At 59.4% G+C, this 22824-nt stretch carries 23 protein-coding genes; 10 read left to right on the top strand and 13 right to left on the bottom strand.

The genetic code is table 11. The features are described from left to right. Positions 1-1137, bottom strand: coding sequence for an MlaE family lipid ABC transporter permease subunit (locus tag K328_RS0107940; protein WP_051284632.1), 1137 nt, complete (start codon positions 1135-1137; stop codon positions 1-3). Positions 1138-1306: 169 nt separating this feature from the next. Between K328_RS0107940 and K328_RS0107945 the strand changes: the two genes are divergently transcribed. The 3 genes from K328_RS0107945 (at position 1307) to K328_RS26605 (ending at position 3154) form a co-directional block, all read left to right on the top strand. Then, positions 1307-1822, top strand: a complete 516-nt coding sequence (locus K328_RS0107945; protein WP_028465528.1) for an adenine phosphoribosyltransferase — start codon at positions 1307-1309, stop codon at positions 1820-1822. Between the two features lie 124 nt (positions 1823-1946). Beyond that, entirely contained in the window at positions 1947-2498 is a 552-nt protein-coding gene (locus K328_RS23025; RefSeq protein ID WP_051284633.1) for a beta-barrel domain-containing protein, read from the top strand. Continuing rightward, on the top strand, positions 2495-3154 hold the full coding sequence (locus K328_RS26605) for a hypothetical protein (protein ID WP_156901199.1): 660 nt from the start codon (positions 2495-2497) through the stop codon (positions 3152-3154). Before K328_RS23025 ends, K328_RS26605 begins: the two co-directional genes overlap by 4 nt. A gap of 337 nt (positions 3155-3491) precedes the next feature. On the opposite strand, the gene K328_RS0107960 is transcribed toward K328_RS26605, so the two are convergent. After that, entirely contained in the window at positions 3492-4403 is a 912-nt protein-coding gene (locus K328_RS0107960) for a transcriptional regulator GcvA (RefSeq protein ID WP_028465529.1), read from the bottom strand. A 193-nt stretch (positions 4404-4596) separates the two neighbouring features. On the opposite strand from K328_RS0107960, the gene K328_RS0107965 reads away from it, so the two are divergent. Continuing rightward, positions 4597-4887 carry a DUF1127 domain-containing protein gene (locus K328_RS0107965; protein ID WP_028465530.1) on the top strand — a complete coding sequence of 97 codons (291 nt, stop codon included), beginning with the start codon at positions 4597-4599 and terminating at the stop codon, positions 4885-4887. 50 nt (positions 4888-4937) lie between these two features. Here K328_RS0107965 and K328_RS0107970 read toward each other — a convergent pair whose 3' ends face one another. The 3 genes from K328_RS0107970 to K328_RS0107980 all read right to left on the bottom strand — a co-directional run bounded on the left by K328_RS0107970 (position 4938) and on the right by K328_RS0107980 (position 9298). Further along, entirely contained in the window at positions 4938-6164 is a 1227-nt protein-coding gene (locus K328_RS0107970) for a bifunctional alpha/beta hydrolase/OsmC family protein (RefSeq protein ID WP_028465531.1), read from the bottom strand. A 313-nt stretch (positions 6165-6477) separates the two neighbouring features. Further along, the gene (gene serA, locus K328_RS0107975) at positions 6478-8055 is read right to left on the bottom strand and encodes a phosphoglycerate dehydrogenase (protein ID WP_028465532.1); all 1578 of its coding nucleotides are present in this window, start codon (positions 8053-8055) and stop codon (positions 6478-6480) included. Between the two features lie 79 nt (positions 8056-8134). Then, the gene (locus K328_RS0107980; RefSeq protein ID WP_028465533.1) at positions 8135-9298 is read right to left on the bottom strand and encodes a phosphoserine transaminase; all 1164 of its coding nucleotides are present in this window, start codon (positions 9296-9298) and stop codon (positions 8135-8137) included. Between the two features lie 633 nt (positions 9299-9931). On the opposite strand from K328_RS0107980, the gene K328_RS0107985 reads away from it, so the two are divergent. Next, on the top strand, positions 9932-10438 hold the full coding sequence (locus K328_RS0107985; RefSeq protein WP_028465534.1) for a hypothetical protein: 507 nt from the start codon (positions 9932-9934) through the stop codon (positions 10436-10438). Positions 10439-10638: 200 nt separating this feature from the next. On the opposite strand, the gene K328_RS0107990 is transcribed toward K328_RS0107985, so the two are convergent. The 3 genes from K328_RS0107990 to K328_RS0108000 all read right to left on the bottom strand — a co-directional run bounded on the left by K328_RS0107990 (position 10639) and on the right by K328_RS0108000 (position 12906). Continuing rightward, on the bottom strand, positions 10639-11031 hold the full coding sequence (locus K328_RS0107990; RefSeq protein WP_028465535.1) for a hypothetical protein: 393 nt from the start codon (positions 11029-11031) through the stop codon (positions 10639-10641). Between the two features lie 121 nt (positions 11032-11152). Continuing rightward, the gene (locus tag K328_RS0107995) at positions 11153-11836 is read right to left on the bottom strand and encodes a hypothetical protein (protein WP_028465536.1); all 684 of its coding nucleotides are present in this window, start codon (positions 11834-11836) and stop codon (positions 11153-11155) included. Between the two features lie 80 nt (positions 11837-11916). Then, positions 11917-12906 carry a glutathione S-transferase family protein gene (locus K328_RS0108000; RefSeq protein WP_342665268.1) on the bottom strand — a complete coding sequence of 330 codons (990 nt, stop codon included), beginning with the start codon at positions 12904-12906 and terminating at the stop codon, positions 11917-11919. A 114-nt stretch (positions 12907-13020) separates the two neighbouring features. Between K328_RS0108000 and K328_RS0108005 the strand changes: the two genes are divergently transcribed. Further along, a complete protein-coding gene (locus tag K328_RS0108005; RefSeq protein WP_028465538.1) occupies positions 13021-13692 on the top strand; it encodes a Fe2+-dependent dioxygenase in 672 nt (223 codons plus the stop codon). Between the two features lie 11 nt (positions 13693-13703). Here the strand turns inward: K328_RS0108005 and K328_RS0108010 are convergent, their stop codons facing one another. Together K328_RS0108010 and mdoH are read right to left on the bottom strand one after the other, a co-directional pair. Then, on the bottom strand, positions 13704-14294 hold the full coding sequence (locus K328_RS0108010; protein ID WP_036553249.1) for an NUDIX domain-containing protein: 591 nt from the start codon (positions 14292-14294) through the stop codon (positions 13704-13706). Between the two features lie 79 nt (positions 14295-14373). After that, positions 14374-16245, bottom strand: a complete 1872-nt coding sequence (mdoH, locus tag K328_RS0108015) for a glucans biosynthesis glucosyltransferase MdoH (protein ID WP_156901201.1) — start codon at positions 16243-16245, stop codon at positions 14374-14376. Positions 16246-16540: 295 nt separating this feature from the next. Here mdoH and K328_RS23030 point away from each other — a divergent pair, with 295 nt between their 5' ends. Together K328_RS23030 and K328_RS0108025 are read left to right on the top strand one after the other, a co-directional pair. Next, the gene (locus tag K328_RS23030) at positions 16541-17743 is read left to right on the top strand and encodes an OpgC family protein (RefSeq protein ID WP_051284635.1); all 1203 of its coding nucleotides are present in this window, start codon (positions 16541-16543) and stop codon (positions 17741-17743) included. Continuing rightward, entirely contained in the window at positions 17740-18612 is an 873-nt protein-coding gene (locus K328_RS0108025) for an alpha/beta hydrolase (protein WP_028465541.1), read from the top strand. Before K328_RS23030 ends, K328_RS0108025 begins: the two co-directional genes overlap by 4 nt. A gap of 6 nt (positions 18613-18618) precedes the next feature. Here the strand turns inward: K328_RS0108025 and K328_RS26610 are convergent, their stop codons facing one another. Further along, a complete protein-coding gene (locus K328_RS26610) occupies positions 18619-18795 on the bottom strand; it encodes a hypothetical protein (RefSeq protein WP_156901202.1) in 177 nt (58 codons plus the stop codon). Between the two features lie 188 nt (positions 18796-18983). Here K328_RS26610 and K328_RS0108035 point away from each other — a divergent pair, with 188 nt between their 5' ends. Next, positions 18984-20522: an acyl-CoA synthetase gene (locus K328_RS0108035; protein WP_028465542.1), complete on the top strand. Its 1539-nt coding sequence runs from the start codon at positions 18984-18986 to the stop codon at positions 20520-20522. 40 nt (positions 20523-20562) lie between these two features. Beyond that, positions 20563-21456, top strand: coding sequence for a dimethylarginine dimethylaminohydrolase family protein (locus K328_RS0108040; RefSeq protein ID WP_036553251.1), 894 nt, complete (start codon positions 20563-20565; stop codon positions 21454-21456). 76 nt (positions 21457-21532) lie between these two features. Here the strand turns inward: K328_RS0108040 and K328_RS0108045 are convergent, their stop codons facing one another. Both K328_RS0108045 and K328_RS0108050 read right to left on the bottom strand, forming a co-directional pair. Continuing rightward, positions 21533-22417, bottom strand: coding sequence for a hypothetical protein (locus K328_RS0108045; RefSeq protein ID WP_169721189.1), 885 nt, complete (start codon positions 22415-22417; stop codon positions 21533-21535). 9 nt (positions 22418-22426) lie between these two features. Further along, positions 22427-22801: a VOC family protein gene (locus tag K328_RS0108050; protein ID WP_028465545.1), complete on the bottom strand. Its 375-nt coding sequence runs from the start codon at positions 22799-22801 to the stop codon at positions 22427-22429. Positions 22802-22824 lie beyond the last annotated feature (23 nt).

Raw genomic sequence — 22824 nt, forward strand, 5'->3', positions numbered from 1 at the left:
TCAGATCCCGACTTCGGCAAAGAAGATCGCGAACAGCGCATCCAGGACGATCACGATGAAGATGGATTCAACCACGGCCTTGGTCGTGCGGAAGCCGACACTCTCGGCACTGCCGGAAACCTTCAGCCCCTGATGGCAGCCGACGACCGCTATGACATAGGCAAAGACCGGCGCTTTCAGGATGCCGGTGCCGAAATCCCAGAAATCGACAGACCCCTTGAGCTGAATCAGAAACTGCTGGATCGTCAGATCAAGTTTCATGACCGAGATCATCGCGCCCCCCGCCAGCCCGGCGATATCGCCGATGAAGACCAGGATTGGCAGCGCGATGAACAGCGCGATCAGGCGCGGAAGGACCAGCACGTCCACCGGCGAGAGGCCGAGTGTTTCCAGCGCATCCACCTCCTGGTTCACCTTCATGGTGCCGATCTGGGCGGTAAAGGCGCTGCCGGACCGGCCCGCGACGATGATCGCCGTCAGCAGGACGCCGATCTCGCGCAGCACCGAAATGCCGACAAGGTTCACGGTCAGGATCGCGGCGCCGAACCGCTCAAGCTGCAGCGAGCCCATATAGGCCAGCACCACGCCAACCAGAAAGCAGAGCAGCGAGACGATACCGACGGCATTGAGACCGACATATTCAAGCTGGCTGACCAACGCGACGAAGCGGAGCTTCGTCCGGCCCGTCAGCAACCCCAGCAACGAGACGATGGTGAGACCGAAAAAGCCGAACAGATCACGCCCGACATGAGCCATGTCGAACATTGCCTTCCCGGCCCGGGCGGTGATCACGATCAGCGTGTTCGGCCGGTCTTCATCCGTCGGCACGTCCGGATCGGGAATGAAGGCTTTCTCCAGCAGTGCTGAATACTCAGCCTGCAAACCGTCCAGCCGGACCTCGATACCGCGTCCGGAGAACGCCTCGGACGTGCGGCGCAGGACCCAGGCGCCGGCACTGTCCAGCGCGGTGACCCCGCCAGCGTCGATCACCACCTGACGCGGGGACGCCTTCACTGCCTGCCGGAATTGCCGGTCGAGCCGTGCGACCGCTTCAATGGTCAGCGGTCCGGCAATGCCGACCCTGAGTTCACCACCCGTTTCCGTGATCGAAAGCAAGGTTTCGGCTGCAGCCGCCACGTCTTGTTCCCCCCAGTCCAAGGACACCGGCACTCGGCCGATCGGCGCAAAGATTATTCCAGGCACACCCCATGCGCCTGAAAACGCGAAGATTTCACAAGATACTGGAATTCATCGCAACTCTCACCTATCAAGGCCGCTGCTTAACAGATGGCGCTGGAAACCGAGCATGGACCTCAAGAAACATATCCGCGAAGTGCCCGATTTCCCGAAGCCGGGCATCCTGTTCTACGATATTTCGACCCTGCTTGCCCATCCGGCAGCCTGGAAGGAAACCGTGGACCAGCTGAAGACCATCGTCGACGGCTACAAGCCCGACGTGCTGGCCGGCATCGAGTCGCGCGGCTTCCTGGTCGCCGCCCCACTCGCTCTGGAACTCGGCCTCGGCTTCCACATGGTCCGCAAGAAGGGCAAGCTGCCGGGCAAGACCATTCCCTATACCTATGATCTGGAATATGGCAGCGACACGATCGAAGTGCAGGACGGCGCCATCGAGCCGGGCCAGCGCGTGGTCATCCTCGACGATCTGCTGGCCACGGGCGGTACGCTTGCCGCAGCCATAGAGCTTGTCCGCAAGGTCGGCGGCGAAGTCACCGGCGCCGCCAGCATCATGGAACTCACCTTCCTGAAGGGCCGCGACCGGCTCGACATCCCCTTCACCTCCCTGATCGCCTACGACGACTGAGGCGACACGGGACGCCATGTCCCGGCCTCCTGACTTCGGTCCGTCATCCTCGCTGTTCGCTGAAGACAGACAGAACCGCACCGCCTAATATTCCTGACGTCGAAACAGCGTCGGAGCCGGATGAATGGGGCGTTACCGGAAAACCGGCGACCGGGTCGGCCGCCTGACCTTGGCCGCCCCGGTGGCGGGGGAGGTGACCGGCCTCTCGGTGCACACGCTCGGCGGCACTGTCCAGCCCGGCGCGCCGCTGATGCGGATCGTGCCGGACGGCGACCGTCTGACGGTCGAGGCAACGGTGACGAACCGGGATATCGGCTTTATCGAGATCGGCCAGCGGGCGGCGGTAAAAGTCGATGCCTTCAACTACATGCGCTACGGCAGCATCGAGGGGAAAGTCGTCAGCCTCAGCGCCGACGCCGTGGTGCCGCAGGACGCGAACAACGCCGCCGGCGCCCCGGGCGCGGCGACCGGCGGCCCGCAGGCGGCGCCGCAGATGCTCTCCTACACGGCGCGGATCGAGATTGAACGGGAGCATCTGAATGTGGACGGAAGAGACGTGCGTCTGGTGCCGGGCATGTACGTGACGGCGGACCTGCTGACGGGGGAGAGGCGTGTGCTGGAATATGTGCTGCAGCCGGTGCTGCGCTATGCGAGCGAAGGGATGAGGGAACGATGAGGGATGTGAGGAAAAAAATAAGCTCATTTATAAAAATAAAAAATCTTGCTTATCTTTCATTGTTAACATGCTTATTTGTTTCTAAAGTAGTTTTATCTGGAGAAAATAATAAAGAAAAAACTAACACTGAATATATTGATATATGTGGAGATGTTTACTCGCATAATAGAAATATTTTCATAAAAACAAAACATGGATCTACAGAATTTTCAAAAAATATATTCATTGATTCAAAAAATATTGATATGTCCAATTTTTTTCGTTCGAAAATTTTTTTGGTTACTATGTTTGAGGATTGTGATTATGAAATAATTGATAGAGCAGTTAAAATTATCGGAAAATACAAGAAATTACAAGAATTTGATACTTCAGGTGGCGGGTTTTCAGGCTTTTCTAGGGTATTTAAAAAAAGAGAAGGAATAGTAACAAGTTATATTGTTCGACCAAAATACAAAAATAGGTCATCTCTTAAGATAAATTTATTTGATGGGATGGATTATGCGTCAAGTTTTTCAGTTAGATTTCATATGAGTATCGGCATGATGATCCTTATTCGCGGTAAAGGCGGTTTTCCATTTGATAGTGAGGAGAAGTTTAGCGAATTTATCGATTTTTATTCTAATTCAATTAGTGACGAATTCAAGAAGGTTGAGTGAATATGACTGATCAACAAACAATTCCTGTTTCATACAATTTTACTCCAGAAGAGTATTCATTGCAATTAAGGGGACACACAACTTTGCAATTAAGGGGACACACAACTTAATTCGCAGGAAAGTCACCGGCGGCGCCGGCATCATGGAACTAACTTTCCTGAAGGGCCGCGACCGGCTCGACATCCCCTTACGTCGTTGATCGCCTACGACGACTGAGCGGATCATCTACCCCTCATCGTCATCTCGCACTTGATTCGGGACCCAGGGACGGAGTGTGCAGCTTTATGATCGCCCAGGTCCCGGCTCTTCGGCCGGTATGACGATATAGGTACGGGCCTCACTCCCCATTCACCGCCCGCACTTCCTCCATCAGCCAGTCGCGAAACGCGGCAATCTTTGGAATATCGGCACGATCCTTCGCGCTCAGCAGATAGAAGGCGAAGGTCAGCGGTGTACTCAGGCTCTGATCGAAGGGACGCACGAGACGGCCCGCCGCGATGTGATCCGCCACCAGTAACTCGCCCACCAAAGCCACACCGTGGCCATCGACCGCAGATTGAACGGCCATACTTTCCATACTGAAGCGCGGGCCCCGGGCCGGGTCAATATCGCGCAGGCCTGCCGCCAGCAACCACATACGCCAGCTCGCTTCGGCTTCGATCCAGTCAATATGCAGCAGTGTGTGGTGGCGCAGATCCTCGGGCTTGCGTAACGGGTGTTCCCCTTCCAGCAGTGCCGGACTGCAGACCGGCGTGTTGCGCTGACCGAACAAGCGGTCGACCCGAACCCCCTCATAGCCGCCGGGGCCATAGCGCACCGCCACATCCACGTCGTCGCGCGTCAGATCAACCAGACGATCGGTTCCGTTGATGCGAATTTCGATATCCGGATGCATGCTGCGGAACCGCTCTAGCCGGGGCAGCAGCCACATGCCGCCGAACGAAGGGCTGACGCTGATCGTCAGAACCCCGCTTTCGCAATGGCTGCGTATCTGATCCACCGCCTGGGCCAACTTGTCAAAGCCTTGCCCCAATGTTGGCAGGGCGACCTGCCCCGCCTCTGTGAGCCGAAGCGCCCGGGTCAGCCGCCGGAATAACGGCACCCCAAGCAGCTCCTCAAGCGATTTGACCTGATGACTGATTGCGGCCGGCGTGACGTTCAACTCGGCAGCCGCCTTCGTGAAGCTGAGGTGCCGCCCGGCCGCCTCGAAAGCCCTGAGCGCATTAAGTGGCGGCTGCGGTTTCCCCATGGCTTACACCCAAATTTTTCTAATACATAAACCGAGATCTTCTCGTTTGTCGGCAGCGATAGTACTCAATATTTTCAATATAAGACAACAAACACCGCGCCTCTCCCGATTGGAAAGGTGGACAAAATCATCAAATAAATCTCTTCCATAAAAAGTCAACGGCCGGTGAATCCGTAAGCCGTTGGAGGACATCATGCACCTACGCCACCAGCACCCCGAACCCGCTTGCGACTTCCAGCAACCGCGCCTCGATCAGCTCGGGCACCCGATTTTGGGAAGCGTGTCACGACTCATCCGGGCCGCGGATACAGCGATACGCCGGGGCTTCAGCAAGATCGCCCGCGAGCGAATGCGGCGCGCCAGCATCCAGGAACTTCAAGGCATGAGCGACCGTCAGCTCTTGGATATCGGTGTAGAGCGCTCTGAAATCACCGCGACGGTCGAGAGAATACTCGAACAGAAAGCGCACCGGGGTGACGCTTGAGCTACAGGCTGTCGGCAAAGCGGCAAGCTCCGCCCCTCCTCAAGCCATCGTCAAACGGCCTCCGCGATCTCTGTCTCGATCATGATTTCCGAATGCAGGGTCCGGTGGACCGGGCACTTGTCGGCAATCTCCCGGAGTTTTTGCCGCTGCTCCACATCGAGCGGCCCCTCAATCGTGATCTCCCGGCTGATCTTGTCGATCTTGCCGGCTTTCGTCTCACAGGCGGCACAGTCGTCAGCGTGAACCTTACTGTGCCGGAGCCGGGTCTCGAGACGGTCGATTTGCCAGCCCTTGCGTTCGGCATAGAGCGACAGGGTCATGTTGGTGCAGGCACCGAGGCCCGCCAACAGGAAGTCATAAGGTGCCGGGCCGCTATTATCGCCGCCGACACTTTTAGGCTCGTCCGCCCGCAGCCTGTGACCCGCCGCAAGGACGGCTTGCGGGAAATTCCCCTCGCCAAGATGCGCGACGACGACCTCTCCCTCGCGCGCGGCGAGCTGCAGCGGCGCATCTTCCGGAACGAGGCGGCCCGCCCACGCGGCAATGACCGAGGCAACATAATCCGCGTCGGCTGGCCGGGTGAGCAGATGATCCGCCTTGTCGAGAGAAACATAGCTCTTTGGATGTTTCGCTGCGGCAAATATCCGGCTCGCATTCTCGATACCGACAGTCATGTCCAGAGGAGCATGGAAAATCAGCAGATCCCGCTTCAGGTTCGCGATCCGCTCTTCCAGGTCATGCGTCTTGAGATCGTCGATGAAAGATTTCCGGATCCGGAAATTCCGGCCGGCGAGCGACACCTCCGCCTCTCCGTCCCGCTCGATAACGTCAAGGTCCGCGCCAAAATTATGCACGACATGCCCCGGGTCAGCCGGTGCCCCGATAGTCGCGACACCCTTGACCTCCGGGATGTGAGCGGCCGCAGATAAAACCGCGGCGCCGCCAAGCGAATGCCCTATCAGCAATGCCGGCGCCATCCCTTCCGCGCGCATCCAGTCCGCCGCCGCGACAAGGTCCTCGATATTCGACGCAAAGGTCGTATTCGCGAACTCCCCCTCGCTGTGCCCGAGACCGGTAAAGTCAAACCGCAGCACGGCAAGCCCCTCCGCAGCCAGACCACCCGCGATCTGGCGCGCGGCGGCAATGTCCTTCGAGCAGGTGAAGCAATGGGCAAACAGCACATACCCGCGCGGCTTGCCGACCGGTAGATCAAGGCGCGCCGCCAATGTGCCGCCCTGTGCCCCCGGGAAACTGACTTTTCTGGTCTCGACCGACATAGACCGCCTCTCCTTATTAATCGAAGCTTGGATGCAGGGTTTAACCGGCCATGGTCACAAGACCATAGCCGCACTGAGTGATATATGCAGAGCTTGGGAAATTAGACTTCATATCCGCGCGAGCGGGCTTCATGAGACGCTGAAGCTCTTCCCATGCCCACAGGGGACATGAAATGCACCATGTCTCTGGCGCACCTTAGCTCCCTCAACGTCATTCCGGCCGGAGAGCCGGAATCCGGAAAATCATAGAACTGCACCCGCTTTCCACCGTCATCCCGCATCAAGCGCGGGATGACGGTAGTGGGGCTGATAGTCAGAAGTTCAGAGCATCCACCCGCGCCACGTTCGGCAGCTTCTTGACGGCGGCGAGCAAATCTTCGCTGACAGCGCTGTCCACCTCCACAAGGGCAACCGCCTCGCCGCCCTCTTCCCGTCGGCCGAGATGGAAGGTGGCTATATTGACCCCGGCATCGCCGAGGGCAGAGCCCAGAGCGCCGATGAAGCCCGGCTTGTCGTAGTTCCGGACATAGAGCATGTGCTCGCCGAACTCGGCCTCGATGGCGATGCCCTGCACGTCCACAAGACGCGGCAGGTTCTCGGCGAACAGCGTGCCCGCGACGGACCGGGTGCGCTCGTCGGTTTCGACAGTCACCCGCAGCATGGTCTGGTAGTCGCAGGGACGGTCATGCTTGATCGTGGTCACGGCGATCCCGCGCGCGTGCGCTTCCGCCGGTGCACTGACCATATTGACTGAGGTCAGCGTCGGCTTCAGCACACCGGTGAGTGCGGCGGCCACGACCGGCGCCGGATTGATCTCCGCGGCCAGCCCTTCGAACTCGATGGAGATCGACTTGATCGCACTGCCGATCACCTGCCCCGAAAACGCGCCGAGATTTTCGGCCAGCTTCATATAGGGCTTCAGCAGCGGCGCCTCTTCCGCCGTGACGGACGGCATGTTGACCGCGTTGGTCACGGCACCTGTCAGCAGATAGTCGGACATCTGCTCCGCCACCTGCAGGGCCACCTTCTCTTGCGCCTCGCTGGTGGAAGCCCCCAGATGCGGCGTGGCGATGAAGTTCGGCGCGCCGAACAGGACGTTCTCCTTGGCAGGCTCCTCGACGAAAACGTCAAAGGCGGCACCGGCGACGTGACCGGTCTCCAGCGCACCGCGCAGAGCCACCTCGTCCACCAGCCCGCCACGGGCGCAGTTGATGATCCGGACACCGGCTTTCATCTTCAGGATTGCGCCCGCATCGATGATGTTCCGCGTGGCATCGGTCATCGGCGTATGCAGGGTGATGATGTCCGCCTCGGCGAAGAGCTGATCAAGCTCGACCTTCATGACGCCAAGCTGCGCCGCCCGCTCGTCGCTCAGATATGGATCATAGGCGGCGACCCGCATTTTCAGGCCGCGCGCCCGCTCGGCAACAATGGCGCCGATATTGCCGCAGCCGATCAAACCAAGGCGCTTGCCGGTCAGCTCGACGCCCATGAATTTGGTCTTCTCCCATTTGCCTTCCTGGGTCGAGCGGTCGGCGGCGGGGATCTGGCGGGCCAGCGCGAACATCATGGCGATGGCATGTTCCGCCGTGGTGATGGCGTTGCCGAACGGCGTGTTCATCACCACCACACCGGCGGCCGTGGCTGCGACGGTATCGACATTGTCGACGCCGATGCCGGCCCGGCCGACGACCTTGAGGTTCGGCGCCTTGGCCAGAACCTCGGCCGTCACCTTGGTCGCGGACCGGATGGCGAGGCCGTCATAATCACCGATGATCTCAAGCAATTCGTCAGCCGACAGGCCGGGCTTGAAATCGGTCTCCAGGCCACGCGCGCGGAAAATCTCCACGGCGGCGGGGCTCAGCTTGTCTGAAATCAGGACTTTGGGCACGGCATGCTCCTCGTGCGCTCGAATTTCTTCTGCAATCTCGGGAAAGACGCTCCCGGCCTGTTGCCGGGAGCATTTTCGATCAGGCGGCCTTTGACCTGGCCAGCTTTACCTGTCCGTAGGCCCAGTCGAGCCATGGCAGCAGAGCTTCCATATCAGAGGCCTCGACGGTCGCCCCGCCCCAGAGCCGCAGACCGGCTGGCGCGTCGCGATACCCGTTGATGTCGAAAGCAACGCCTTCGGCTTCAAGCAGGCTGTCGATCTGTTTCATGGCCGCCCGCTGGTCCTCCTCGGACAAGCCGTCGAACCATGGGTCGGAGGCGGAGATGCAAATGGACGTGCTGGAACGAACAGCGGGATCGGCCGCGAGGAAGCCCGCCCAGTCGCTTTTCTCGACCCAGGCAGAGACCGCCGCGAGGTTGGCTTCGGAGCGGGCGATCATACCCTTCAGGCCGCCGATCCCTTCCGCCCATTTCAGTGCGTCTAGCACATCCTCGACCGCCAGCATGGAGGGCGTGTTGATGGTCTCGCCCTTGAAGATGCCCTCGATCAGCTTGCCGCCCTTGGTCATGCGGAAGATCTTCGGCATCGGCCAAGACGGAACGTAGCTTTCCAGCCGCTCCACAGCGCGCGGGCTGAGGATCAGCATGCCGTGCGCACCCTCGCCGCCCAGCACCTTCTGCCAGGAATAGGTAGTGACATCGAGCTTGTCCCACGGCAGATCCATGGCGAAGACGGCCGAAGTCGCGTCGCACAGGGTCAGACCTTCGCGGTCATCGGCGATCCAGTCGCCGTTCGGCACCCGAACGCCGGAGGTCGTGCCGTTGAAGGTGAAGACGATGTCGCGCTTGGGATCTGTCGCGGAAAGGTCTGCGATCTGGCCGTAATCCGCCTCAAGCACCCGGACATCCTCCAGCTTGAGCTGCTTGACCACATCCGTCACCCAGCCGGAACCAAAGCTTTCCCAGGCCAGCAGATCCACGCCGCGGGCGCCGAGCATGGACCACATGGCCATCTCGAAGGCGCCGGTATCGGACGCCGGCACGATGCCGATACGGTAATCGTCCGGCACACCCAGCAGGGCGCGGGTCCGGTCGATGACTTCCTTGAGTTTGGATTTTCCGATCTTGGATCGGTGAGAACGCCCTAAAGCGGCGTCAGCAAGTGCAGCGGGGCCCCATCCGGGTCGCTTAGCGCAAGGTCCGGACGAGAACTGAGGCGCACACGGGGTTGCCGTCGGCTTCATAGTATCATCCTTAACATGTAACCACTCGTTGGGGAGTGGCGGCCCGCCGCAGACGCTATGGATTTCGCCGGAACTGTCAACAGGGGAAATTGTCGCGACCTAATGTTGCAGCGCAAAATTTCCCGCACATCCTCGACCAATTATGGAAAAGACCATTCGGTTTTAGAAAGGATCGGAGGTGCGTCAATACGCCTCACGCCCCACTCATTACATTCAAAATTGGTTTAAATCACTTCAAATCGTTGCAAAATAATCACATCACATATGAGAAACCGGCTCATTCCAAATCGAGATCAATTTAGCTCGATGAATGGGTTGCACCTCAGAAATTTGCAGCATATATTGTGCACTGCAATACGGACTGCCCAGCCGTATTGTTTACTTCTTGGGCGTTTCCTCCCTTAACTCGGGCCGCTGTAAAGCGGCCCTTTTTTCTTGCCTATAGGTCAGTTCTGACCGGCAGAAATCACCTGCCCAGGCACCAACACAGCCGCGACAAAATCAGCCCTGTCGTTTTTTATTCCTTATAATTCAGATAGATAAATACACCGCCCCGACGCTGATACGTTCTGGCCCGGCTCTTGCTCCTCTCGTTCGGACAATCAACGCAGCATCCGACAGCTGGAGCAAAAAATGGCAGACACCGATTTCCGTACCTGGCCGGCACACGGCTCTAACATCGAGCCTTCCGACAAGATCTGGATGAAACCCGCCGGACGGTTTAACCACGGGTTTTCGTCTGCCGACCAGGTTCACGGCGAAACGACGGCTGCGAACCAGAATATCGGGACGCCCGCCTTCTCGCTGGCCGATCATCTGCCGGAAGTCATCGTCGAGGCAGTCGCCGATTGGGCCACTCATCTCCAGCACCAGACCTGGCGCCTGCGCCGGCGTGCCCTGTCCCGCTTTGCCGAGGCCTTTGCCGACCAGTTCGTGGCACTTAATCCGGCCTTGAGCGATGAGGAATACGAAAGCCTGACCGATATCGGCTACACCTGCCTGCTCGAAAAGCTGGACAATGGACAGCCTATTGCCGATCTGGACCAGGCTCATTGCTACAAGCGCAGCGTCCATGACGAACACCGGTTTGCCGCCGACATCTTCATCGAGATCAATGTTCCGACGGCAACCATCCACTAACCCCCCGCGCCGTCCCCCAACGGCGCATCTCCCCAGCTAAGGGCCGCAATCGCGGCCCTTTTTTTGACCTGTTAGGTGTCTGACGGCCTCAGCCCCGATCACGCGCCTGCCCCAAGGCAGGGCCCAATGCACCCGCTCAGCCAAAGATACGACATCAGGAGAATTTCCGGGTAAGCGGAGATAAATGCCGCCGTCAGGTATCAATCGCCAGGCGTGTGGCTTTCTTCAAGCCAATGACAAGCGTCTTCATGGCTCGAGAACACTTTCGTCGTCTGGCCATATCGTCTTCTGGAAACCACGCGCCAGAGCTTGAGGAGCAGGAAGTCGGCATCCTTGAGAGCTAGGATAGCGATGCGGACAGAACGCCGCTTCGGCGTCTGTTCCATATAGTCCAGCATGAGCTTCATATCCTCGACCGTGAGAGTCGACAGATCTGCCTCACGGAAATCCCACAGCGCATTCAGGCCGTCGGAATAGCCGTCGACCAGACGCATTTCAGTGATGGCTTCCACCATTGAAACGCCGGTTACGGCGCCATGGCAGATGCCTTCGACGAATTTTCCGTCAGGCCGTGTTCTGATTTGAAAGTGCATACTGAATTCGCGGCAAAATTATGCCTGCGGCATAAAAAGCCGCAGGCTTATAGAAATCCAGACTCTCTTAATTTTTGCTACGCGTCGAGTTGCTTTTGCGGAGCGCCTTTAACGTACCAGGCTAACGGCGCTTCGACATGCCCGAGACAGAGATATCTCCAGCCTCGATCGCATCCCGCATGGCCTCGAAGCCCTGCGTCATTTCCTCGTACATTTCACGGTAGAACTTGAGCTCGGTAATTTCCGCTTCCTGCAGAAACCCCTGGCGCGGCGCACCCGCATCAAGGAGCTTGGCGAAGTAGCGGCCACGGGCCTTTGCGGCCATCTGGGCGATGCCTTCGAGTTCGCCTGACGCGACCTCCATGACCGTTTCCTGCGTCAGATGCCGGTTCTGCTCATTCCTGTAGCGATCCAGCTCGCGCGCATATTGCTGCGGATTGACCCGCATCGCGTTGTCTTTGCCGTGCAGCCAGGGCGCACTCTGTTTGACAGCCGCCGGCCGGGCCTGTTGGGCCTTCTGCGCCTGCTGAGCTGCCCGTTCGGCAGCAGCATTCGCATTGGCGGGGCGTGGTGTCCGTGCAGGAGCAGCAACGGCTGCGCCAGGCCGATCAGCCCGTTCTGCGCGAAGCGGCTGCTTCACCGCCGGAGCCGATTGTGGCGCCGCCTTGGCGGGAAGTCTGGAAGCAGTCGATTTAGCGTCCTGACCATCATCGGGATACGGATCCCAGTCGGCACCGGTGCCATTGCCCGAAAGATCCTTCAGGCGGGAACCCAGACCCGCTTTCAACGCCGATGTCAGGGACATGTGCTGCTCCTCTCATTCATGGGCCGGTACTGCACCGGCATCTCGACAAGAGATAAAGCAAAGAGCGTGCCGGTTTTCCGTCAGGCCGCCAGAAGGCAGGCACGATCATGTGGCAGATGGAAATCAAGCAACGGCCCCTTCGGCACAATGCCCTTGGGATTGAGGTTCTTATGACTGCCGAAATAATGTTGCTTGATGTGCCGCATATTCACCGTTTCAGCCACATCACCGGTTTGGAACAAATCCCGCAAATAATTGGAAAGATTTGGAAAATCAGAAATCCGCTGACGGTTGCACTTGAAGTGCGTGAAATAGACCCCATCGAATCTGACAAGCGTTACAAACAGCCGCCAATCCGCCTCCGTGACCCGATTTCCGACGAGATACCGGCTCCGGCCAAGCCTTTCCTCGAGGTCATCCAGCCGGGCAAACAATGCATCATAGGCTTCCTCGTAGGCTTCCTGTGTCCCGGCAAATCCGTTCCGGTAGACCCCGTTATTGATGTCGGTATAGACGCCCTCGTTCACGGCGTCGATTTCCGCGCGGAGGTCCTCCGGATAGAGATCCAGCGCCGCATCCACACCCTCCAATCCATTAAAAGCGCTGTTGAACATGCGCAGGATCTCGGAGGATTCATTGGAAACGATCGTGCCTTCCTTCTTGTCCCAGAGTACCGGCACTGTGACGCGGCCCGTATAGGAAGGATCTGCCTTCACATAAACCTCGCGCAGGAACCGGGCACCGTTGACCGGGTCGTTAGTGCCATCCGGGTCGTCACCGAAGAACCAGCCGTCCTCGCCCATATGCGGATCGACCACGGAGATATCGATATGCGGGACCAGCCCCTTCAGGGATCGGGCGATGAGTGTGCGGTGCGCCCACGGACAGGCATATGACACATAGAGGTGATATCGTCCGGACTCCGGAGCGAACCGAGCACCGGGCGCGTCTTCGACAGCATTGCGAAAAGCCGAATTCTGACGCTGGAAGCGGCCATTCTTCGTTTTCGCATCCGCATCGTCAGGATGCCATTCGCCCTCCACCAGCATGCCCATATCCGGTTCTCCCATGATTATTTCTGTCTGACAGATCTGGCGACTGCGACCGTCACATCAAGGCTCGTATTTGGAAACGGTCCTGTTACCATGCGGGCCAATTACCATGCGGGAAGGGAAATTGGGGCCATGGTTGCGGTCATACGCGGGCTACTGAACAAGGATCAGGTGAAAACCATCGCGGCGAGGCTGTTTTCGGCGCAATTCATCGATGGCAGCTCGAGCGGAGGACCGCTCGGCAAGGACATCAAGAAAAACACGCAAGTACCACCGAACAGCCCCCAGTACCGCGAAATGGCGGAGCTGGTGATGGGCGCGATGAAAGCCGACGAGACGGTCGCCATCAAGGCCCTGCCCCGGCGCATCCTGTCGCCGATCTTCGCCTCCTACACCACCGGCAACAAATATGGCGAACATATAGACGCCGCGCTGATGGGCCCCTATCCGGGCATGCGCACGGATCTCTCGATCACCATCTTCCTGAACAAGCCGGATGCCTATGAGGGCGGAGAGCTGGTGCTCAGCACTGATTTCGGCGATCAGGTCTACAAGGAAGAGCCCGGCGATGCGGTGCTCTACCCGACGCATTATCTGCACCATGTAACCCCGGTAACGTCCGGGCGGCGCCTCGCCATCATCACCTGGATGGAAAGCATGGTGCCCGACCCGCTGAAACGGGAAGTCATCAGCGACCTTGCGGAAACGCAAGCCATCCTCACCGGCTCAAATGTAGATAAAAAAGCCGTTCTAATGCTCGAGAAGGGCCGGCTCAACCTGCTGCGCATGTGGGCGCAGACCTGATCCCTTCCGGGTTACCCGGTGAAATGCAGTGCCAGCCCGGCCGGTAATATACCGCGCCGGGCGAGCGCATCGGCTTTCAGCAACATGGTCTGGGCAAATGCATCCACGATCTCGCCGTTGAGGGCCATTTCGACCGCCTCGCGCACCGGCACGCGCCGCAACTCAAGCCTCTCACATGCCTCAGGTTGCGCCATCCCTTCTTCAAGGTCCCAGGCGATGAAACCGATTGCCTGCTCGTCCGTGATCGCGTTCGAGAGGTCCATGCGCAGGATTTCCTGCCAGCCTCCGGCTTTCAGGCCGGTTTCCTCAAGCAGTTCCCGCTCAGCAGAATCTTGCGGGTCTTCGAAGGAGCCACCGCCTTCCGGCAGCTCCCAACTGTAATAGTCACGCGGGAAACGCTGTTGGCCGACCAGCCAGGTCATGCCCTGGTGATCCACCGGCAGAATACCGACCGCCAACCCCTTCACCCGGACGACACCGTAGAGGCCCGGGTTGCCGTTCGGATCGATGACATCATGCTCGACAACGCGGATCCACGGATTGTCGTAAACATCCCGTGTCGCTACCACCTGCCAGACCGCCTGGTCCTGCTGTTCCGTCATTGCCGTCCGCTCCCCTATCAACGCGAGCGAACCCTATGCGAGCCCGGATGATAACAAAAGAGCGGGCATACCTATCCGGTCAGGCACGCTCCGGATCGGCCAGTGGGCGGACCGTCGGCGCGGCGCGCCGGATGAGTGCTGGCTCTGGCGCCCTAACCTGGGCTTCCCGCAGTACCTCCGGAACCAGTTTTTCCTCGGGAATAGCGCACAGTCCGCACAGACGGAACAAACGGCCAAGAGCCGGCATCGAGGTCACGACCGCGAACGGCACGGACAGCAGCAGGCCGGCAATCACGGGCGCGGCCCACGGCAGGATATGCGGCGCGACCAGTGAAAGCACCGTAAGGAATGTGGCTCCAAGTGCCGTCTGCAGCCAGAGACCGCCCAGCGCTTCCCGCAACGTCACCCGCCTGTCGTCCCGTTCCTGCGCGTCCCATCGTATCCGCTTGCCGAAAAACAGGCCGAATACGAAGACGGTCTGCGCCAAAGCCACAACCGGCGACAGCAGCAGCGAGAAGACTGTCTCCAGCAAGGTTCCGGCGGCAACCCGCAGGCCACCGCCATAAGACAGGCGTCCGGCCCGGCGCAGCGCGATATCGAGGATGCCGAACAGTTTTGGCGCAAAGGTCATCCCCATGACGGCCGCAAACAGGGCCAGTCCGAAACCGGGCGCCGCCACGGCGGGAGCGGTCCCACCGCTGGAGGCCGCCGACAGGCACAGATCCGCCAGCCCCAGCCCCATGAAGGCGAACCAGAGCGGCGCGCCGGTATACATCATGATGGCGAGCAGCAATTGCAGCCGCCCCATCGGCCGGACGCCGCGAATCAGAGAGGGATGCCGGAACAGTTTGAGATATTGCATGTTGCCCTGGCACCAGCGCAGATCGCGGGTCAGGAAATCAGGCAGAGTGGTCGGGTTTTCCTCATAGCTGCCGTCTTCGAGCGGCAGTACCCGAACCTCATAGCCACCGCGGCGCATGAACACAGCCTCGACCTGATCGTGGCTCAGGATCTCGCCGCCGAGAGGGCGTGTTCCCGGCAGGGCTGGAAGCGCGCAGTTCCGCCGGAAGGCTTGCAGCCGCAAAATGGCGTTATGCCCCCAATAGGGCCCGTCCGGGCCCTGCCACCAGGCGCTGCCCGTCGTGTAGGAGCGCATGCCGTGACGCATGCCGAACTGGAACATGCGGGCGAAGGCACTGCTGGCCGGCATACCGGTTACCAGGGTCTGCAAAATACCGAGCGCGGGATTATGCTGCATCAACCTGACCAAACGCAGGATTGCCGGGCCGGACATCACGCTGTCCGCGTCCAGCACGATCATGAAGTCGAAACCGTCACCCCAGCGCGTACAGAAATCCTCGATATTGCCGACTTTCTGACGAATGTTATCCGTCCGGCGCCGGTAATGCAGCCGGTCCGGGCGCTCGTTTCCGTCCCGCCACGCTTCAAACAGGCTCTGCTCGCGCAATGCGATGTCCGGATCGGTCGTATCGCTCAAAAGGAATACATCGAAGGTATCGGAGAGGCCGGTCGCATCCAGACTGTCAATCACGGCTTTCAGATTGCCGACGACCAGATCGGGGCTTTCATTATGAACCGGCATAACGATTGCCGTGCGGCCGCCGATCGCGGACGTCTCGTCCTCCAGACCGGAAAGGCCGGTCACAGACCGTAGCCAGTCACGCTTGAAATGCAGCAGGGAGAACCCGATCACCGCATTCCAGAAGCCGATGACCATCCATGGCGTATTCAGGGCGAAGACAACAATCATTGCGATTTCAATGGCCCGCAGGCCGTCCGCCGCGAACACGTAAGTGAGCGCTGACACCAGGGCAAGAATGGTGCTTGAAACCAGCCCAAAAAAAAGGATACGCCGCGCTGTCATCCTCCGGCTCGTGACCGAGCGTCCTGCCCGCATGCGGTGTCCTGTATCCATAGCCCCTAGCCCCATCGGCCTGCTGCCACTCAACGCGAACTCAACGACGGCCGTGCCGCTGCCCGCGCATTACCACCTGATCCATTGGACCAGGACGATGTCTTTTTTATGATTGCGGAAGAAAGGACATCGTTCTTTTCCCCGCTGCAACATTTCAGACATTTGATCCGGAGATGCCTCCGCGTCAGCAAAACAAGCTTCACAAAGACGCGAGACCAAATTGACTGGAGTTCCGCGGCGTTCCACCGCTTATTACCTCTATGGCACGATGATAACGGTATGCGATTTTCGCTGCCGGTGAGTGGAGACCATGACAGATCAACCGACCAAAACACGGCGGCAACGCGACCCGAGGCTCGATTTCTTTCGCGGAGTCGCGATGCTGATCATCTTCGTGGCTCACATCCCGCAGAATCACTGGTCGAACTTCATTCCGGCGCGCTTCGGGTTTTCCGATGCGGCCGAAATGTTCGTCTTCTGCTCCGGCTTCGCCGCGGCCATTGCCTTTGGCGGCACTTTCATCAAGGCCGGGTTCTGGCACGGAACCGGCCGCGTGCTTTACCGGATATGGCAGCTTTATACGGCTCACATCCTTATCTTTTTCCTGATCGCCGGGCTCATGCTTGCGGGAAATGCGGTCTTCGCCGAGCCGAATTATGTCGGCCGGCTGAACCTGCATTTCTTCTTCAATGAAACACCGAAAGCCCTGCTCGGCCTGCTGACGCTGACCTATGTGCCCAACTATTTCGACATCATGCCGATGTATATGGGTGCCTTGCTGATGATCCCGGTCTTCATGGCTTTGGCGCGGGTCGACCCCCGGCTGGCCATTGTCTTCTCCGTCGGCGTCTACTGCCTCAACTGGATGTATGACGGCGGCCTGCCGGCCCATCCGAACCACTCGCACATCGAATGGTTCTTCAATCCGTTCGGCTGGCAGCTGGTGTTCTTCACCGGCTTCGCCATCTCGCGCGGCTGGCTTACCCCGCCGCCCTTCAACCGCACTCTGATGGCGGCCTGCATTGTCTTCGTCGTGGCTGCCGCACCGATTTCCCACTGGTGGTTCTTCGTCGGCTATCAGGACAGCCTGCCGTTTCTGGCCGACTGGCGCGAGCTAACCCTGCCGTGGCGGGCCAAGACCGATTACGGCATTCTCCGCTTCATCCATTTCCTGGCGCTGGCTTACATCGTGGTCAATCTCGTGCGCGGTCGCGAGCATCTGCTGCTGCATAAGGCATTCCACCCGATCCGGACGGTCGGTCAGCAAGCGCTTCCGGTCTTTCTCCTGAACATGTGGCTGGCGCAGTTCGGCGGCATGATGCTGGATCAGCTCGGCCGCAGCCAGGCCACCTGGGCCCTGGTGAACATGGCCGGCCTCGTTATCGTGGTGCTGTTCGCCTATCTGGTCACCGCGATCAAAAAGGAATGGTGGAGGAAGGCGATAGAGACCCGCGCCACCAGACCGGTGGAGCGAGGCAACAGGGCAACCCCGGCTCTCTCCCCCGCCGAATGACGGTCCGGCGCTATTTCATTCGGCCAACGATTGCGCTTGTTGCCCTCTTTCTGACCGCGGCAAGCGCAACCGCGGAGCTCAAGGAAAGCCTCTCTGTCGAGAGTCCGGCGCTCAGCGGGTCGCTGAAATACTCACTGTTCCTGCCTGAAGACCGGAGCGCGTCCTTGCCGGTGCTCTATCTGCTGCACGGGCTCGGCGGCCATGAGCGCGACTGGCAGACCCTTGGTCAGATTGAACAAACGGCAACGCGCCTGATCCGGCAAAAAGCCATTCCGCCCATGGCCATCGTCATGCCGGACGGAGCGAACAGCTGGTATGTGAATTCAAAGAAGCACGGGCTGTATGAAGACGCCCTGCTGAAAGACCTGATACCGGAGACCGAGCGGATCCATGGTTTTGGCGGCGACCGCTCCCGAAGGGGCATTGCCGGCCTCTCGATGGGAGGATACGGAGCTTTCAGGCTGGCGTTCAGGCACCCGGATCAATTCGCGATGACCGCCGGGCTCAGCGCAGCGATCTTCCCGGACCTTTCCAGCAGGGATGATGTTTCCCGGCAGCAGATCGGCTTTTTCAAGGGGGTATTCGGTGAACCGTTCGACATCGTCGAGTTCAACCGCCAGAATTTCTTCGCGAATATCCAGTCATTGAAAGCAGCCAGCGAGAGACCGGCAATCTGGATCACCGTCGGGGACGATGACGGGTTCGGCCTCTATGAAGGCAATATCGCTCTGTACCAGGCGCTGAAACGGGCCGACATCCCGGTCGAGTTCCGGATGACGGACGGCAATCACACATGGCGGCTCTGGCGTTCCGAAATAGAGAACGTCCTGCGCTATTACGGACGCATTCTGACCGCCAGGACCGAGTAGCCGTCTTTAGTTGGCCTGCATCAGATCCAGATCGAGCAACGCATCATCGTCATCGCTCAGCGACCAGTCATCGCCCAGGACCTCGACCATCTCGCTGCCGTCATTGAACAGAAACGCCGCATCGAAAGCATCGTCGTTGCTGCTCAAACCGTAATCGTCTGCATGTTTCGGAATGTAACGCATCATCTTCTCCTGCTTTTGACCGTTAGCCGTACGCTTCACTCACTCCCAAACTGATAATTCAGTCACAGCAATTGCCATGCCAGTTTTGGCTTAATTTTAGTGGTGATTACGAGCGGCGCTCTGGTCAGTCGACGCGACCTGCTGCTAGATTTCCCGCGGCCGACGCAAGATCGGCGGGGAGGACTTGGATGAATCAGGCAGCATTACTGGCGCAGGTCGCGCGGATCCATGGCGATCGACCGGCGATTTCCTACGGGCAGCGGGTCTGCCGGACCTATGCGGAACTCGGCGACCGTGTGGCCCGCCTCGCCGGCGCCTTGCGAGGCGAACTCGACCTGATGCCCGGCGACCGGGTTGCGCTGGCGATGAAGAACGATCCGCTCTATCTGGAAATCCTCTATGCCGTCTGGCATGCCGGGCTCGCCGCTGTGCCGATCAATGCCAAGCTGCATCCGAAGGAATTTGCCTTCATCCTCTATAACAGCGGCGCCAAGGCCTGTTTCGCGACGCCGGACGTCGCCGGGACGCTGGCTGACGTGAAGGCGGAAGCCCCTGACCTTGAGCACCTGATTGCCATCGATGATCCTGATTTCGAGGACTTGTTTGCGGCACCACCGGTCCCAGCCGCGACTGTCGACCCGGACGGGCTCTGCTGGCTGTTTTACACCTCCGGCACCACCGGCCGCCCCAAGGGTGCGATGATCACCCACCGAAGCCTGATGTTCGCCACCACAAACTACCTTGCCGACGTTGATCAGATCAGCGAACGGGACTGCATGATCCATGCGGCGCCGATGAGCCACGGCTCCGGTCTCTACGCCATGCCGCATGTGGCGCGCGGCGCGAACAACATCGTGCCGCAAAGCGGCAGCTACGACGTCGAGGAGTGCCTGGAGCTTATCCGACACTGGCCCGGTGCCAGCTTCTTCTTCGCGCCGACCATGGTCAGCCGCCTGCTGAACCATCCGGGCACGGCCACCGCCGACCTCGCGAACCTTAAGACCGTCGTCTATGGCGGCGGACCTATGTATCTGGAGGATACGCTGAAGGCGCTGGAGATTCTCGGCCCGAAGTTGACCCAGATCTACGGCCTCGGCGAAGCGCCGATGACCATCACCGGCCTGCCGAAATCCGCCTATCTGGACAGGGATCACCCGCGCTATCTCGCCCGCCTCGCTTCCGCCGGCTTTGCCCGCACCGGTGTCGAGGTCCGGGTGGTGGACGCGGACGGCAAGGAGGTGTCATACGGCGAGACCGGAGAGATCATCTGCCGGGGCGATATCGTGATGGGAGGCTACTGGCTGAACCCGGATGCGACGGCGAACACGCTGCGGGACGGCTGGCTCTGGACCGGCGATCTTGGTGCCATGGACGCAGACGGCTACGTCACCCTGAAGGACCGCTCCAAGGACATGATCATCTCAGGCGGCACGAACATCTATCCGCGCGAGATCGAGGAAGTCCTCCTGCGCCATCCGGATGTCTATGAATGCGCCGTGGTCGGCCGCCCCCATGCGGATTGGGGTGAGGAAGTCGTCGCCTTTGTCGTGCCCCAACCGGGACAGGAAATCGACACGGCCGAGCTGGACAAGCTTTGCCTCGACAATATCGCCCGCTTCAAGCGGCCGAAAGAGTACCGGCTGGTCACCGCCCTGACGAAGAACAATTACGGCAAAATCCTGAAGACAGAGCTTCGCGACTTGCTGGCGGCGGAGGCTGAAGGCTAAGCTGCCTTCTCCTTTCGCGACCTTCTTTCCGGATATTCAGATGACTTCTGGCTCGAACGCCTTTGCCGTTGCTTCCGAGTTCGGCGTCCTCAAGGACGTCTATCTCTGCCGCCCCGATAACTTCCAGTGGTCCGACGTGGCAAAGGAAGACACCACCGCCAATGCCGTGGTCCGGGCGACCCTGCGCGACGGTGTTCCCTTCGACAAGGCAACGGCGCTTGCTGGCTACCAGGAATTCATCGATGCCTATGAAGGCGCCGGTGTCACTTGCCACTTCGCCGAAACCGATCCGGCCCTGAGCTACCAGATCTATACCCGCGACCCGTCCGTGATGACGCCCTGGGGCGTATTCCTCGGCCAGATGTACCGCCAGCAGCGCCGGGGCGAGATCGCCACCACATACCGGTTCTACGAGAAGCTCGGCATCCCGGTCTGGAACTGGGCAACAGCAGGGCCGATCGAGGGCGGCGATATCCACCTGATCAAGCCGGGCGTCGCGGTCATCGGCTATACCGGCCAGCGCACCTGCGAGCCGGCGGCGAAACAGCTTCAGGCCTGGCTCGAGGCCGAGGGCTGGGAATGCCGCATCCAGAAATTCGCCGAGCATTTCCTGCATCTCGACCTGCTCTATGCCACGGTGAACGACCGCCTCGCCCTGATGTGCCTCGACGTGCTGGACGACGATTTCGTGGAATGGGTTGCCGGACACGGCATCAAGCCGGTGCCGGTCAGCTACAAGGAGGCGATGCAGCTCCAGTGCAACTGCATGTCCCTCGGAAATGACCGGGTGATTTCCTCGAAGAGCGCCAAGCGCGTTAACGAGGCCCTGCGCGCCGAAGGCATCACCGTGCTCGACCCGGATCTGTCGATGTTCACCCAGGCAGGTGGCGGCCCTAGGTGCCTCTCGATGTCACTGCTGCGGGAAGCGGTTTGAAGTCAGCGAAAATCTTGCCACACAAAATAATTATTGTGTGGCAAGACGGCGCAAGAACCGACAGGCGAAAACAATCTCAACGCACTTCCAAGTGTATGTGATCGTCATGCCGAGCAGCGTTACATCCGGCGAAACGCAAGCGGTTGTCTGTGAGACCCAGATCCCGCTTGAGATCCGGAGCGATAAGCACTCTTCTGACATTCGGCGGGTTAAGTGCACTCATGACGAGTCCCGAAGTGGCAACCCGATCCAGTTCAAGTCCCTCAAACGACCTTTGCAACCAATCCAGAGACCATCGTAAGACACCACCTCCATCCGGGCATGCACGATCTCTCACATCAACCGGCGCGAAAGCCCAGTAGCCAAGCGGCCATGCTGGAGACACTTGTTTATTATCTTCTAGGTTCCGGTAGATCAGTGCGAGGTCCAGTTTACGGCCATCCCTGTGACTTAGATGAGGCAGGAGCGGAAACCCGTCAAAAAATGGAAATCCCGCATCCAGATAAATAACCGGGCCCACTCCAGTCATACTGTCGGCTACTTGCTCCAGCACCGTCTTTGTCTCGGGAGTCACATAATGGCGATTCATCAGGCAATAGAGACGGCTCGCTGGTGCATAACCACTTTGCTGTCCCCAGCAAACAAGCGGCACTCGGCCGAAGACAGGGGCAATCGCGGGGACGGCCCAGATCGTAACAATGAGATAAGTCCCGCCAACAATGAGCGTTGCCGATTGCCATGAACTCCGCCAGGAACCCCACCCCATTTGCAGGCAAGAGAGAACCAGCCAAAGCACCACTCCGCCGACCTGTGTCAGCAATGTCAGCGTGACAATGAGGATGAAGGAACCTGCCCTGATCAGAGGCCTTTGACCGGAAAGCAGAATAGCTCGTGCGATCTTCAAGAAATGTTTGGCGAGGACGGTTTTCATTCTTTCATCGATAATGCCCGATTGCGGCATGGATAAGACCTAACGCGGAAAAGTCACCGCCTCGATCTTGTTGCCATCCGGGTCGCGGATGAAGGCGCCGTAATAGACCGTCATCTGTGCCTGCCGGTCGCCCGGTGCGCCGTCGTCTCGACCGCCATGCGTTAGCGCTGCTGTGTGGAAGGCGTCGACCACATCCCTGGAGCTGGCACGCAGGCAGATATGGATGCCGGTTCCCTCTGGAACGGCTTCCATATCCGGGCGCAGATTGAGCCAGAACTCCGGGTACTTCTTGCCGAAACCGATGGTGCGCTCCCGCTCGGCGAGGCGGGTAAAGCCGAGTGGCGCCAGCACCGCGTCATAGAAGACTGCACTGCGTTCGAGATCGGAAACGGCGATGGAGACATGGTCGATCATGGCACGAGCCTAACCGGCTCCGG

This window comes from Nisaea denitrificans DSM 18348, assembly GCF_000426505.1.
Lineage (GTDB): Bacteria > Pseudomonadota > Alphaproteobacteria > Thalassobaculales > Thalassobaculaceae > Nisaea > Nisaea denitrificans.